Below are 14,099 nucleotides of genomic sequence, written 5' to 3'. Positions count from 1 at the left end.
TCCTGACTCCTGACTCCTGACTCCTGACTCCTGACTCCTGACTCCTGACTCCTGACTCCTGACTCCTGACTCCATTATATTATTTATCACTTTGTTAACCGCCTTTCACGCAAAAATTTTAGTAAATAATATAACATAAAGCAACCCCGGCAGCATATCGCATAGTTTTATTTTCTTGATACCAAGCAAATTTAAGCCGATTCCTATAATCATGAGTCCGCCGGTTCCTGAAATATTTGCGTACATTTCGGCTGTGATAAAAGACTCAAGCAGCGATGCAGCCAGAGTAAAAGCTCCCTGATATATAAACACGGGAATAATCGAGAATAATACTCCGATCCCAAACGAGCCCGCAAATATCACAGAAATAACCCCGTCCATTATGCCTTTAGTTATTAAGATTTCCGGGTCATGTCTCAAGCCGTCATTAAATGCGCCGATTATTGACATAGCTCCCACGCAAAATAATAGAGTTGAATTCACAAATCCCTGCGTAAAATTTGAGTCCGACTTGCTGAATTTATCCCGTAATTTGTCGCCTAAAAAATTTAATTTGTCTTCAAGTCCCAGAAAATCGCCCGTTATTGTGCCTAAGACGAGACTCAATAATACAGCAATAGAATTTTTTGTGTTGAGAGTCATATTTATTCCTACATAAAGAGTAAACAAGCCCATGCAATTAAATATAGCCGCCCGAGTTTTCTCCGGAATGAACCGCCCCGCAAATAAGCCGACAAGCCCGCCGATTATTACAGCAATGCAGTTAAAGACAGTCCCGCCCGCTGGTATTGATTTAAAGATTTCTAGCATATAATAAATTTGCTCCTGAAAATTTTTTATTATTCGCACAATTTTAGCACAAAACATGAACGACTCGCGCGTGTTATAATAACAAAAATTTTATGGATTTATTTATTATTGAATTATGAAATATACTCTTGCTGAAAAAATTTTAATAGCTTTATTCGTCGATAATATTTTACTCGCTAAATATTGGCGGTGTCATCAGTTGTCTGAACGCTCGTTTTTTGTCAGGGGCAGACAGTTTCATATTTGCGCGCGGTGTACGGGAATCTTCACGGGATATATTTTTTCGTTGATATTCTGGCTGTTTATGGGCGAAAAGGTTATTACAATTTTTATTATATGCGCTTCTATAATGGCACTTGACGGCTTCACGCAGTTATATAATTTTCGAGAGAGTAATAATTTTCTGCGATTTATTACGGGATTTGGATTTGGTCTAACATTTCCGGCGTTCTGTATTGAGATTATATTAAAAATTTTTTCATGAAAGCGGGGATTTATTCATGGCGGCAGAATTCAAAACTTTAAATTTTCCTAATAACGAGAAGGGGCAGCGAGAAAAGAATCAGGCTCTACAGGATTATACGAGTCAGGGCTGGGAGGTCGTCTCAGAAAATATAACACAGGGCAAATTCAGGGGCGGAAGGGCTTGCTGCTTATTCTTTATTTGCGAACCGTTGGCATTTTGTGCAGGCTCAACAACAGGCGAAATAATTGTAACTCTCAAGCGGGATAAATCAGAATAAATAATTATAATTCCCGTAATAAAATAAATTCCCCCGACTCGCTTTGATTGAATGAATCGGGGGACTCGTTTTATAAATTAAATCATTCCCACTAACAAGCCTACAATAAAAGTTGTCGGTCCCATAGTCAAGAATAACTGCGGAATTGTCAGACCGCTGCCTATTAAGATACTCGCTCCCACTGCAGCAAGTGCCATAAAAATAGAATCACTTATATTTGAGCAGGCTATAACACTAGAAACTTTTGACTCGGGCGCTCTATTCTGCATAACGGCGTAAAGAGGCACAATATACAAACCTCCGCAGAAAGCAATCATAAATAAACACGCAGGAATCAAAAGATTTTCAGGCCGGGAGAAAAATTCAAACGCTCCGATTATTTGCGCACTGGAATCAACGGGGGGGCGGTCGCTCACATACCATAATAAAACGCTTGAAATCGCTATACCATATGCCGCCGACGGTACATATTTTGTCGTGATTTGCCCCTTCAGAATAGAATTACAAGCCATCGAGCCTAAACCTATACCGCATGAAAATATAGCAAGAAAACTTGTAGCAACACTCTCATCAGTTCCGAGAATTAAACGCGAATAAGTAGAGAACTGCGCAAGAAATACAGACCCGACCAGCCAGAACCACGAAATAGCCAGCATTGAGCAAAATACTTGTCTCATAGGCCAAATTTCTCTAAACATTTCAGACGTTCGAGATATTAATTTAAATGAAATTTTGCGGTTCGAGTCTATAGGCGTTGTAGGTGGAATAAATAAACTGCTCACCCAGCCGGCAAATGCAATCATTACAGCACCGAGTCCGACTAAATAAATCCCGTTTTCACGCAAAATTAACAATCCGCCCGCTATAGTTCCTGTTAATATTGCCAAGTAAGTACCCATTTGAATTAAGCCGTTACCTGCAATTAATTCATGCTCGGCCAAGTGCTGCGGTAGAATGCCGTATTTTGCCGGACTGAAAAATGCTGACTGCGCGCCCATCATGAATAACACGATTATTAACAGCCATAAATTATGTAACACAAATCCCAGTGTCGCACCGGTCATTACTACAATTTCAGCGAATTTTACCCAGCGCATTAATACAGCCCTGTCAAATCTATCTGCTAAATCACTCGCCGTCGGAGCAAACACGAAAAACGGCAATATAAATATCCCCGCAGCTGCATTAACAAGTATACGCGGATCAAGTCCGGACTCGTCTGCTAATTTGTAAGTGATTAACATCATTAATGCACTCTTGAAAAAATTATCGTTGAATGCCCCTAAAAATTGAGTTATGAACAGCGGCATAAATCTTTTAGTCAATAACAAAGAAAATTGATTCATGATTTATATTTCACGCTTCCATTTAGTGCCTTGCGGTGTATCTTCGAGAATTATCCCGCGAGATTTCAATAAATCCCTGATTTTGTCTGAACGTGCAAAATTTTTCGCTTTCCTTGCCTGCGTGCGTTCCTGAATTAGTGCGTTTATTTCGCTGCTCTCAGGGTCTGACTCTACGTCGCCTATAATTCCTAAAATATTATCGTATTCAAGTAAATAATTTTTCGCGAGATTATAGAATTCAACGGGCAGAGTCTCATTTTCCTTCAGACTCGTATTAATCAAGTGAACTACATCAAATAATATTCCCATTGCTGCGGCCGTGTTAAAATCGTCATTCATTGAGTCAGCAAATTTTGTGTGTAAATCTTCTAATTTCGCGTCAAATTCCTTCACGTCAAATTTACTTGATTCATTTACTCTGTTTTCAGCGGCAAAATCTAAATCACTGCGGCAATTTCTTAACCTCATGACTCCAGCTTCGGCCTGTTCGAGTGATTCGGGGGTAAAATTTATCGGGCTTCTATAGTGGGCACTCAACATAAAGAATCTCAAAGCGAGCGGGTTATATTTCTCAAGTGCTGCCCTTGCTGTCATGAAATTCCCTAGAGATTTTGACATTTTTTCGCTGTCAATCAGTAAAAATCCATTATGCAGCCAGTAATTTACGAATGGACGGCCGGAATTTGAGGCGGCTTCACTCTGTGCGGCCTCGTTCTCGTGATGAGGGAACATTAAATCAACACCGCCCGAATGAATATCAATATTTTCACCTAAATATTTAGACGACATTGCAGAACATTCTATGTGCCAGCCGGGTCGGCCCTTCCCCCAGGGACTCTCCCATGAAGGTTCGCCGGGCTTCTCTGCTTTCCATAGTGCAAAGTCTAAGGGATCGCGTTTCTTTTCGCCGGGCTCGACTCTTGCGCCTGACTCTAAATCTTCAAGATTTTGCTTGCATAATGTCCCGTATTTCGGCCAGCTCTTAACGTCAAAATATACATCCCCGTTTGATTCATATGCGTGGCCGTTCGCTATTATTCTTGAAATAGTATTAATTATTTCCTGTATATGCTCAGTAGCACGGGGGGCAGCGTCAGGGCGTTTTATGCCTAATGCGTCCGCGTCCTTGTTATACTCGTTTATGAATCTCTCTGCGAGTTCCTGAACTGTTATATTTTCTTTATGGGCACGGTGAATCATTTTGTCGTCAATGTCCGTAAAGTTCTGCACAAATTTCACCTTATAGCCCTCGTGTTCAAGCCATCGCCTTAATACATCGAAAACTATAAACGGTCTCGCATTCCCTATGTGAAAATAATCATAAACAGTCGGTCCGCATGAGTAAAAACTCACTTGGCCGGGCTTAATGGGTATAAATTCTTCTTTCTTTCTTGTTAAGTCATTAAATAAAACTAGACTCAAAATTTTCCACTCCTTAATTTCAACGCAGCAAGAATAAACAAAACGAGTCCCGCTCCCGTTATATTACAGCCGCTCCTGTTGGATTTACTAGAATAATTAGTACTCGTTATTACTGTAGTAATCGCGACGTTTTCAGGAGTCCCGCCTAATGCCGAGCTGTCAAACGCAGCAAGTAAAGCATCTCCAGTTGACGAATAAATAAAAATTTTCTCCGCCATGATTGCCGCCATAATGCCGTTTTCGTAGTCATAAACTAATTTGCAGTGTGAGTTACTTGACTGTTGAGTGTTCAGTAATTCAGCCGTTGCCCCGTTGAAATGCCATAATGAATTAGTATAATTTCCGTTATTTTCCGATTGAGTTATGTAATAGCACCCGAAATTATCAGTGTTATAGTCCATGCAAATGGCTTTAACCGGCTCGGCCGTGTCAACAATACCCTGAAGTGTCCTGTTATTCAGTGCAATAATTCCCGTAGAATGTCCTATAGCTGTAAATAAATTTCCTAAAGTTGCCATACATTTTGAGCCCTCAGGAAGTTCAAGCATTGCAAATGTCTTAGCATCAAATTTTAATTGACCGTCAAATCTAAGCAAAACGCCTATATCAGGAGACTCTACAGCAGTCATTAACAAATAAATATATGCCCTGTCTACAAGCATATCTTCAACAACTCCGTCTATATCGATCGAGCAGCTATTCAAATATGCAAACGTGCTTGAGTCATATTCAGTTATAGTGCTTCCTGACTGGGACGCAACAAATACACTCGTGCCGTTAAATGAATAGCCGACCTTTACAGAGTCATATACGCCCTCTAAAATAAAATCATCAATCGGAGCCGTCATGTCAAGAGTATCAAATATAAGCGCGTTATCTCCGAGTGAAGCTGCTGTATCATATGAGCGTTTAAGAAGTAATAAATTTGCGTAACTAGTATTAGCATATGTAGCTAATAAAGAATCATTCCCGGCGTTCGAATACTTGACAACGGGCGGGCTGACCTCATCAAGAGCCGATATACTTATAAGTCCGAGTTTTCCATTTGAAGTATTATAGGCAATATCAGCAAAAGAGACTCCAGCAAGTAAACACAAGAATAATAAACTCGTGATAAACTTTTTCATATTCATAATAAAAAATTTCTCCCCTTCATAAATAATAATAACTCAATAAATTATTTCTTTTTCCGCAATTCCTGAACAGTAGCAAGCACCTTAGTTGCAAGTTTTCTACTGCCTGAGCTGTAACGCATTAAAGCCCCCCATTCGTCAGTGCTTGATTTCTTCATACAGTCCGCAAAAATTTCTGTCCCGAAAAATATATTAATTCTTGCGTCAAATAACCCCTTTGAACTCTTGATATTAAATCTTTTCTGCAAAGTCTTATAGTGAGCTTTCCAGTGTATTTGCATTAGTCCATAGTCGCCGCCTTTAGAGACTGCATTAGCATTAACTGTAGACTCATGTACTATAATAGCAGCTATTATATACGGATCTTGATTAAATTTTTTTGCGGCCTCTATCACAATTTCTGCAAATCTTCCCGCGCGTTTCTCTGATAGAGCAGGATTCGCCCGTGTGAATAAATCAGTGATATTCTTGACTCGTGAATCTTTTGCGGCCTCTGAAATATTAGAGATATTCACAAAGATTAACAGCAAAATTATTATAAGTGTAAATTTTCGTGTTTTATTCATGCGTTATTTTTTTGAGTTAGTCCGTAAAATTTTAAGTCCCGGCTCGCCTATTATATTATTGCCCTTCCCGTAACGTACAACAGCCTCGCGCCAAGATCCGTCTTCATTCGGGGAATAATCGCCGATTGCCTTTCTTAATGCAACAAGAGCTACATACATATTTTTAATCGAGTCAAGATATTCTGTTTTGACGGCCTGATATGCTGTCTGAGCGTTTATTAAATCAATCTGCGCTCCCATTCCTTCAGAGTACATTAATTCGGTAATCTTTAATTCTTCTTCCGAGCGTTCGACTTGGCGTTTTTTGTCCTTTTCTGATGCGGCGGCGTTTTTCCAGTTATTCATGGCGACTGCAATATCCCGTCTTGTCTGTTCCTGTAAAGATTCAAGATTTGCTTCTGCGGCCTGAATTAATCTATCAGCGTTTAAGACTCTATATTTCGTCTCGTGTCCGTCAGTTAATGGCACTGTGAGAGTTAAACTTGCCCCGGCTTCTCCATTATTGGGAGTTGTTGATGCTTTAGGATCTGCCCACGGAGTCCACTGGAATCCAAAATCAAGAGTCGGCGATAATCCTTTAGCGGTCAATTTTTTGACGAGTTTAGCGCGTTCGAGATTCAATTTTGCGCCCCTAACATCAGGACGAGCCAATAAAGCCGAGTCATAATCAAGTGCTACATCAAATTGCGGGACTTGTAACTCGCTTTCTACAGGTTCAACGTCAAGACCTCCGGCCATTAATGATAATTCAGCAAGTAAATTTAAATAATTCGTCTCGGCATTCTTTACTAGAGTCTCAGCAGCTACAACTTGCGCCTCACTTCTGACTATATCGAGTCTGGGAACTAATTCCTGATTATATTTTTCCATTGTAACGCGATGATTTTCGGCTCTCTGTAACATGATTTCACGCTGTAATTTAATATTTTCACGTGCAAGAACTGCGCTCCACCATGTCTGCTCGGCTGTAGCTATTAAAGTATTTAAACTTGTGTCGAAATTTGCCCGCGATACTTCATAGCCTAAAATATTTTGCTTCTCGTCAAGTTTATAACTTCCGCTGATGTCGATTCTGTGAGTGAGAGAAAAATTTACATTGCCTACTGCCGGGTGATATTCTTTCTCGTCGCCGTTTAACTGTGCAGTCCCCAGTAAGCCCGACGCTGATATATTAGTTCTCGGCCTCTGATAAGCTACTGACGCAAGGACGGAATAATAACTTGCTTCAACATTCTTAATTGCTGCCTTGAGAGTATGATTATTTAGCAAGATTTCATTAATATATTGCGGGAGAGTCATAGATACTGACGCGAAAGACACCGCCGGAACAGCTAAGACCGCCGCAAAAACTGGTAAAATTTTCTTGATACGCTTTAAAACCTGCATATTATGAGCTAGTCTCCTTCTTAAATAAAATAAACTTTCTTAATGACATAATATAATATAAAATCACTGCAATTTTTTCATGACGTTTTTTAACGATAATTGCCGCGATAATATAACACTTTTGCGATTATTTGCGAAATTTTTTAAAATTTTATGCGGGCGGGTGGGATGGACTCACTATGCGGCGGGGGACTCACTTTTACAGCTACATTTACAGCTACAAAAATATTTATTTTTTCCAGTAACAGCAATCACTCACAAAGGTAAAAATTTTTGTTATACAGCATTTTTTTGCAGCGAATCACACGGAAAAATTTTATCGGTCTGTCAGTCGGAGGGAATAAAGCAAGCTCAGGGGACTCATTAAAATTTATATTTTCAGTAATAACGGCGTGTAAAAAGTTTTTGATTTTTGCGCAAAATATTCATGATTCAAGATTTCAAATGCTATAATTTTCCTAGCAAGAAATATCGTAAAAGATACAAATTTTACAGCTACATTTACAGCTACAAAAAAGTGAATTTATTTCAGTAATAGCAATCACTCACAAAGGTAAAAATTTTTGTTATACAGCGCAATTTTTGGCAATGAATCACACAGGAAAATTTTATTATTTACGAGAAAAAATTTATCGGGGCTAATTGATAAAATATTTATGGGCGACTCATTAAATAATGTTAAGTTCTGACATAATCAAGCAATATAATAACAGTGCTATAATCACGGAAAAATTTTATATTTCAGGAGGCGCAAATTTATGGCAGTAAATCTCAGAGGCCGCAATTTCTTGACTCTAATGGACTTCACGACGGACGAAATAAATTATTTATTGAATCTCGCTGCTGACCTCAAAGCAAAAAAACGTGCGGGAATTCGCGGTAATTCTTTATCAGGCAAAAATATCGCGTTATTATTCGAGAAAGCATCGACTCGGACTCGCTGTGCATTCACTGTAGCATGTATTGACGAGGGAGCGCACCCGGAATTTCTCGGAAAAAATGACATTCATTTAGGCGCAAAAGAAGATTTGAAAGATACTGCGCGTGTACTTGGCCGAATGTTTGACGGTATAGAATTTCGCGGATTCAAGCAGGAGACGGCCGAGACTCTAGCAAAATATTCGGGCGTGCCAGTTTGGAACGGTCTGACAGATATAGATCATCCCACTCAAGTTTTAGCGGATTTCTTGACTCTGCGTGAAAATTTCGGGAAGTTACAGGGCTTGAGACTCGTTTATTTAGGCGACGGGCGCAATAACATGTCAAATGCTTTAATGATAGGCTGTGCAAAAATGGGCGTAAATTATGTAGTCTCTTCACCGCGTGAACTCGAACCCGATAAAAATTTGCTCGATAAATGCCGCCAAATCGCAAAACATTCAAGCATAAATATAATTAATGACCCTTTAGAGGCCGTGAAAGGTGCGGACGCTTTATATACTGATGTATGGGTCTCAATGGGAGAAGAAGCACTCAAAGAAGAACGCTATAAATTATTGCAGGGCTGGCAGGTTAATTCACGAGTTATGCAGGCGACAGGAAAAGAGTCAACTATATTTTTGCATTGTTTACCGGCTGTTAAGGGCTGTGAAGTAACAGAAGAAATTTTTGAGTCAGAACGCTCAAAAGTTTTTGACGAGGCAGAAAACAGAATGCACACGATTAAAGCTGTAATGGTGGCGACACTGGGAGCATGACCGACAAGACAAGCACAAGAATAATTCTAAGAGGGCGACTCGACTCACTGAATGCGCAGATAATTTACTTGCAAACAAGCTCGGATAATCAAGAATTTATTGCGGACTTAGAAGAAATACGCGAAATTATACGCAAAATTCAATCCTGTGAAGCACGAGACGAAATTTTTAGCGAGAAATTAATTTTATTTGGACTCGACGATGACGAAATACATAAACGCTCGCACAATCCTAAAAATTTTTACGGACTCGGACATATTCTGCCGTGTTACGAAATGGGTAGACTTTCAGCAAGTATAAATTTATTGCGGACTCTTGTGCGTGAAATTGAGTTAATTTCCTGCAAAACTTTCATAAATGACGAGTTGAGACTCAATTATGTACTTAACAGATTAAGCAGCGCGCTATATATTATGACTTATAAATATTTACCTGAAGGCTATAATAAAGTAATAATATTCAATAAATCAAGCTCGAAAGAAGGCAATAACCATGGGCAAATATAAATTTGAGACCTTGCAATTACACGTAGGACAAGAAAATGCAGATCCGGCAACTGACTCGCGGGCTGTTCCGATTTATGCAACGACATCATATGTATTTAAGGACTCGGCGACTGCTGCGGGAAGATTCTCACTGACTGAACCGGGCAATATTTACACCCGTTTAATGAATCCTACTAATGATATATTCGAGAAAAGAATAGCGGCACTTGAAAGCGGAGCGGGGGCTTTGGCTGCTGCGTCGGGGTCTGCTGCGATAACTTACGCGGTGCAAAATATAGCGACTGCTGGCTCTCATGTCGTATCATCCACGAATCTTTACGGCGGGACGTTTAATTTATTTGCGAACACTTTACCCGAACAGGGAGTAACAGCGAGTTTTGTAGATCCGTCAATCCCTGAAAATTTCGAGAAAGCAATCAAGCCGGAGACAAAATTATTATATGCTGAGACTCTAGGGAATCCAAATTCAGACGTTATAGACATTGAGGCAATAGCGAAAATTGCACATAAACACGGACTCCCGCTCATAATTGATAATACTTTTGCGAGCCCGTTTTTATGCAGACCGATTGAATACGGGGCGGACATAGTTGTACATTCTGCGACGAAATTTATCGGCGGTCATGGTACAGTAATGGGCGGTGTAATAGTCGACGGCGGTAATTTCGACTGGGCACAAAATGACAAATTCCCGGGACTCTCAAAGCCTAATCCTTCATATCACGGAATAACTTTCACTCAGGCAGCCGGCAATCTTGCATATATAATAAAATTGCGCACGACTTTAATGCGTGATCAGGGAGCTTGCATATCTCCTTTTAACTCGTTTCTATTGCTGCAGGGGCTTGAGACTCTTTCACTCCGAGTTGAGAGACACGTTCAGAATGCATTAAAAGTTGTAGAATTCTTAAAGAATCACCCTCAAGTCGCAAAAGTAAATCACCCTTCTTTAGAATCAGGCAGGGCGGGCGAACTCTACAAAAAATATTTTCCTAATGGCGGCGGCTCAATCTTCACATTTGACATTAAGGGAGACTCGAACACGGCCAAGAAATTCACTGAGAGTCTAGAATTATTCTCGTTATTAGCGAACGTTGCCGATGTTAAATCACTAGTCATTCACCCGGCTTCAACTACACACTCGCAATTATCAGAGCAGGAATTACTATCATGCGGGATTAAGCCTACAACTATAAGACTTTCAATAGGAACAGAACATATTGATGACATTATAGAAGACTTGAAAAAAGGTTTTGACTCTGTGAAATAAATAAATTATTACTCTTTCGGATTCTGGCTCAAATTTTCCGGGAGAGTATTATTTTTTTGCTGAATTAACGAGATAAACACGATTAATGCTCCCAGCGATATAAAAACGTCAGAAAGATTAAATCTTAAATCAAGCAAGAACGGGAATTCTATCCAGTCAATAACATAGCCGCAAAAAATTCTTTCTAGCAAATTCGACAATGCCCCGCCGGAAATTAACGCAAGCCCCGCACGAGTCATTTTCTTAATTCTCGCAAATAAGCACACACAAAGAATTATCAAGCATGTAATTATCGCAAGAGTCAAAGCCAGTCCCGGAAAATCTTTCATTATTCCGAAAGCTACTCCGGGATTAGTGCTTAACTCTATAGAATCACGCAAAAAATATCGTGTTACATTCTCAATTAATAGGCATGAAATTATTATTACAAGCAAAATTTTTGAATTCCTTTCGCGACTCCGTCATTATCGCATGAGTCCGTAATATAATCTGCTATATTCAATGCCTCCTGACAAGCGTTTTTCATGGCGACTCCGATTCCTGCTGCCTGAATCATGCTAATATCATTAGTGCCGTCTCCAAATGCCATAGTTGATTTTATATCAAGTTTCAAGTATTCAGCTAAAAATTTCAGAGCACCGCCCTTATTAGCGTTTAAGTCATTGATTTCGATATTATTAGGCACTGAAGTCGTAAATAAATTATGCGGAAATACTGCCGGGAGTGAATGCAATAAATCAAGACGCAATTTATTATCAAGAGTCAAGATTAACATTTTTTGAACGCCCATTTTTTGTGTTAATAAAAACTCGCTCATGTTATCAACGGTTTTGCGTGAAGTCTTTATCATGATATACTGCCATTCGCCTATGGTAAAATCTTTCGCAGTCTCGTAAAAATCGCGCCTCATATAGCCCTGACTGTTTATAACGCAGTCGTAAGCAATCCCCGGAATCTCATCAAAGACTCGCGACATTAAAGCAGCCCTATAAAACGGAATCTCAAATTTTGCTATAGATTTATTTTGCCTGACATCAAAAATTTCTGCTCCGTTCAGTGTTATAGCATAGTGAATCAAGCCCGAATTTCTTAATTTCTCGTGAACAATGCTCCAAAACCGCCCAGTCGTCGGCACGAGTTCAATTCCCATTTTTGCGGCACGTTCTAAAGCGTCCATATTTGCTTGAGATATATCTTTATTGCTGTTGAATAGGGTATCATCAAGATCAAACGCGATTAATTTTATTTCTGACATTTACAAAATCACCTCGATTATTATAGCCGAGTAATTATACATGCTATCTTGTAAAAAATTTTCCTTAATATGCCGCTCATAAATTTATATATTCCATGCTTTTATGCCTTCATTTAAACGCGACTCAAACATTTTCATAGTCCGCTCAAAGGGTTCGCGCTCAGTCAAGTCGACTCCTGCCCGACGCAGAATATTTAACGAGTAATCACTGCCGCCGCTCTGCAAAAATTTCAAGTAGCGATTAACTGCTCCATCTTCATTATTAATTATAGACGACGCAAAAGCACTCGCAGCCGTGAAGCCTGTAACGTATTTATACACGTAAAACGCCGTGTAAAAATGAGGTATTCTCGCCCATTCCGCACAAAGTTCTTTATCGATTTTCATGTCCGGGCCATAACAGGAATTATTTAACTCTTCCCATAAATTGCACATATAATCAGGAGTCAAAATTTGCCCCGACTCTGCGTGCTTATGAGTCTCCCGCTCAAACTCTGCGAACATAGCCTGCCTGTAAAAAGTAGTCCGCACCATGTCATAATAATAATTAAGCAGCCATTTTTTATTTTCTTGACTCGACGCGTTATTTAACATGTATTCAAGTAATAATGCCTCGTTCGTGGTAGAAGCTACTTCAGCAAGCAAAATCGTGTAATCTGCGTAAACTTGAGGCTGATTCGAGCGTGAATAAAAACTGTGTAAACTATGACCCATTTCATGAACGAGAGTAAAGACATCGCGCAAAGTCCCGTTATAATTTAATAATACATACGGATGAGTCCCATAACTGCCCCATGAGTAAGCACCTTTTCTCTTGCCTTTATTCTCGTAAATGTCGATCCAGTTTTGAGAGATCCCGCGCTTGAAATTTGCGATATAATCATCACCGAGCGGAGCAAGGGCTTTAACGGCCAAGTCTACAGCGTCATTAAATTTTATATCGTCCGAAGGTTCCTGCGAAATGGGCACGTTTAAATCATAAAAATGGAACTCGTCAAGATTTAAAACTTTTTTGCGCAGAGATATTAATTTATGCATTAGGGGCGCGTATTCTTTGGCAGTCTCTACAACGTGATTATAAACGCATTCGGGGACGTTCTCGGCAAATAAAGCCATATCAAGAGAGTTATTATATTTTCTTGCTTGAGAGTAAAAAATATCGCCCTTCACTGAACCTGAATATAAAGCCGCGATTGAATTCTTGAATTTCTCGTAAGTCCCGTAGATTCCTATAAAAGCATTTCGCCTGACTTCACGGTTAAGGCTCCGGCTGAATTTGTACCAGCGTTCTTCTGTGAGTTCCGTTAAATTGCCGTCATCGTCCTGAATATCCTGAAATTTCATATCTGCGTCAGTTAATAGTGTGAAAGCATTATCGGGCACTGAAGAAATTTCGCCGGTCTTAGCAAGCAGGTATTCAATTTCGGGCGATAAAATGTGCTCGCGTTCACGTAATAATTTCCGGAAAAAGAATTCATATTGTGTGAGTTCGTGATTATTCTTAATGCAGTTATTAATATAGTCCTTAGGGAGTGCAAGAATTTCAGGTTCAAAGAAAGCCGCTGTAGTAGAGTATTGAACTAACAAATTTTCAGCTAATCCGGCTAATTCCATAGGCTTTGACTCGCGTAAATCTTCGTGACTCTTCATATTTGCGTAAACGTATAATTTATTTAATTCGAGCGATATTGCCTCGTCATCTTTAATAAATGCAAGTAAAGTGTCAGCACCTTCACCGAGCCGGCCGGAATAATTTTTTAAAGCGTCAATTTTTGTCTTGACTTCATTAAAAGATTTCTGCCAGTCGTCAAAAGTTTTATAGATTGCTTCGAGATCCCATTTAAATTCAGCGGGAATATTTTTCCGTTCGGGTACTTCTTTAGAGTTCATATTCATGTAAAAAATTTTCTCCTGTGTATAAATTTATAGTAATTATATAGCAAGATTTTATTATTTTATTGCATG

The 14,099-nt window shown here is 39.5% G+C and carries 14 protein-coding genes; 5 read left to right on the top strand and 9 right to left on the bottom strand.

From position 1 onward, the window contains the following. Positions 1–105: 105 nt before the first annotated feature. On the bottom strand, positions 106–810 hold the full coding sequence (locus IJS99_06140; protein MBQ7561395.1) for a DUF554 domain-containing protein: 705 nt from the start codon (positions 808–810) through the stop codon (positions 106–108). A 115-nt stretch (positions 811–925) separates the two neighbouring features. Between IJS99_06140 and IJS99_06135 the strand changes: the two genes are divergently transcribed. Continuing rightward, on the top strand, positions 926–1,294 hold the full coding sequence (locus IJS99_06135; GenBank protein ID MBQ7561394.1) for a DUF2085 domain-containing protein: 369 nt from the start codon (positions 926–928) through the stop codon (positions 1,292–1,294). 16 nt (positions 1,295–1,310) lie between these two features. After that, positions 1,311–1,553 carry a hypothetical protein gene (locus IJS99_06130; protein ID MBQ7561393.1) on the top strand — a complete coding sequence of 81 codons (243 nt, stop codon included), beginning with the start codon at positions 1,311–1,313 and terminating at the stop codon, positions 1,551–1,553. A gap of 77 nt (positions 1,554–1,630) precedes the next feature. Here IJS99_06130 and IJS99_06125 read toward each other — a convergent pair whose 3' ends face one another. From IJS99_06125 to IJS99_06105, 5 genes are read right to left on the bottom strand one after another with little or no spacing between them, the layout of a single operon-like run. After that, the gene (locus tag IJS99_06125; GenBank protein ID MBQ7561392.1) at positions 1,631–2,899 is read right to left on the bottom strand and encodes an MFS transporter; all 1,269 of its coding nucleotides are present in this window, start codon (positions 2,897–2,899) and stop codon (positions 1,631–1,633) included. Positions 2,900–2,902: 3 nt separating this feature from the next. Next, positions 2,903–4,321 carry a cysteine--tRNA ligase gene (cysS, locus tag IJS99_06120; GenBank protein ID MBQ7561391.1) on the bottom strand — a complete coding sequence of 473 codons (1,419 nt, stop codon included), beginning with the start codon at positions 4,319–4,321 and terminating at the stop codon, positions 2,903–2,905. Further along, complete coding sequence (locus tag IJS99_06115) at positions 4,318–5,454, bottom strand: hypothetical protein (GenBank protein MBQ7561390.1); 1,137 nt, start codon at positions 5,452–5,454, stop codon at positions 4,318–4,320. Before IJS99_06115 ends, cysS begins: the two co-directional genes overlap by 4 nt. 44 nt (positions 5,455–5,498) lie before the next feature. Then, a complete protein-coding gene (locus tag IJS99_06110; GenBank protein MBQ7561389.1) occupies positions 5,499–6,020 on the bottom strand; it encodes a transglycosylase SLT domain-containing protein in 522 nt (173 codons plus the stop codon). A 3-nt stretch (positions 6,021–6,023) separates the two neighbouring features. Further along, positions 6,024–7,406: a TolC family protein gene (locus IJS99_06105; protein MBQ7561388.1), complete on the bottom strand. Its 1,383-nt coding sequence runs from the start codon at positions 7,404–7,406 to the stop codon at positions 6,024–6,026. Between the two features lie 758 nt (positions 7,407–8,164). On the opposite strand from IJS99_06105, the gene argF reads away from it, so the two are divergent. Genes argF through IJS99_06090 form a run of 3 tightly spaced genes read left to right on the top strand, consistent with a single transcriptional unit; the run spans position 8,165 to position 10,879 of the window. Beyond that, positions 8,165–9,103 carry an ornithine carbamoyltransferase gene (gene argF, locus IJS99_06100; protein MBQ7561387.1) on the top strand — a complete coding sequence of 313 codons (939 nt, stop codon included), beginning with the start codon at positions 8,165–8,167 and terminating at the stop codon, positions 9,101–9,103. After that, positions 9,100–9,609 (top strand): hypothetical protein, encoded by a 510-nt coding sequence (locus tag IJS99_06095; GenBank protein ID MBQ7561386.1) that lies wholly within the window; start codon positions 9,100–9,102, stop codon positions 9,607–9,609. Before argF ends, IJS99_06095 begins: the two co-directional genes overlap by 4 nt. Further along, a complete protein-coding gene (locus IJS99_06090) occupies positions 9,596–10,879 on the top strand; it encodes an O-acetylhomoserine aminocarboxypropyltransferase/cysteine synthase (protein MBQ7561385.1) in 1,284 nt (427 codons plus the stop codon). The genes IJS99_06095 and IJS99_06090 overlap by 14 nt, the downstream gene beginning before the upstream one ends. A gap of 8 nt (positions 10,880–10,887) precedes the next feature. Here the strand turns inward: IJS99_06090 and IJS99_06085 are convergent, their stop codons facing one another. The 3 genes from IJS99_06085 to pepF form a co-directional block, all read right to left on the bottom strand. Further along, positions 10,888–11,313 (bottom strand): signal peptidase II, encoded by a 426-nt coding sequence (locus tag IJS99_06085; protein MBQ7561384.1) that lies wholly within the window; start codon positions 11,311–11,313, stop codon positions 10,888–10,890. Further along, the gene (locus IJS99_06080) at positions 11,304–12,134 is read right to left on the bottom strand and encodes an HAD family phosphatase (GenBank protein ID MBQ7561383.1); all 831 of its coding nucleotides are present in this window, start codon (positions 12,132–12,134) and stop codon (positions 11,304–11,306) included. The genes IJS99_06085 and IJS99_06080 overlap by 10 nt, the downstream gene beginning before the upstream one ends. Positions 12,135–12,218: 84 nt before the next feature. After that, on the bottom strand, positions 12,219–14,030 hold the full coding sequence (gene pepF / locus IJS99_06075) for an oligoendopeptidase F (GenBank protein ID MBQ7561382.1): 1,812 nt from the start codon (positions 14,028–14,030) through the stop codon (positions 12,219–12,221). Between the last annotated feature and the right edge of the window lie 69 nt (positions 14,031–14,099).

It is taken from the genome of Synergistaceae bacterium, from assembly GCA_017444345.1.
In the GTDB taxonomy this organism is placed as follows: domain Bacteria; phylum Synergistota; class Synergistia; order Synergistales; family Aminobacteriaceae; genus JAFUXM01.
Note: the sequence above shows the minus strand (reverse complement) of the source record. Positions and strands in the feature narration are given on the sequence as shown.

Coding starts and splice junctions, on each gene's coding strand:
- IJS99_06140 (MBQ7561395.1), bottom strand. CDS start 810: ATGCTAGAAATCTTTAAATCAATACCAGCGGGCGGGACTGTCTTTAAC.
- IJS99_06135 (MBQ7561394.1), top strand. CDS start 926: ATGAAATATACTCTTGCTGAAAAAATTTTAATAGCTTTATTCGTCGAT.
- IJS99_06130 (MBQ7561393.1), top strand. CDS start 1,311: ATGGCGGCAGAATTCAAAACTTTAAATTTTCCTAATAACGAGAAGGGG.
- IJS99_06125 (MBQ7561392.1), bottom strand. CDS start 2,899: ATGAATCAATTTTCTTTGTTATTGACTAAAAGATTTATGCCGCTGTTC.
- IJS99_06115 (MBQ7561390.1), bottom strand. CDS start 5,454: ATGAATATGAAAAAGTTTATCACGAGTTTATTATTCTTGTGTTTACTT.
- IJS99_06110 (MBQ7561389.1), bottom strand. CDS start 6,020: ATGAATAAAACACGAAAATTTACACTTATAATAATTTTGCTGTTAATC.
- IJS99_06105 (MBQ7561388.1), bottom strand. CDS start 7,406: ATGCAGGTTTTAAAGCGTATCAAGAAAATTTTACCAGTTTTTGCGGCG.
- argF (MBQ7561387.1), top strand. CDS start 8,165: ATGGCAGTAAATCTCAGAGGCCGCAATTTCTTGACTCTAATGGACTTC.
- IJS99_06095 (MBQ7561386.1), top strand. CDS start 9,100: ATGACCGACAAGACAAGCACAAGAATAATTCTAAGAGGGCGACTCGAC.
- IJS99_06090 (MBQ7561385.1), top strand. CDS start 9,596: ATGGGCAAATATAAATTTGAGACCTTGCAATTACACGTAGGACAAGAA.
- IJS99_06080 (MBQ7561383.1), bottom strand. CDS start 12,134: ATGTCAGAAATAAAATTAATCGCGTTTGATCTTGATGATACCCTATTC.
- pepF (MBQ7561382.1), bottom strand. CDS start 14,030: ATGAATATGAACTCTAAAGAAGTACCCGAACGGAAAAATATTCCCGCT.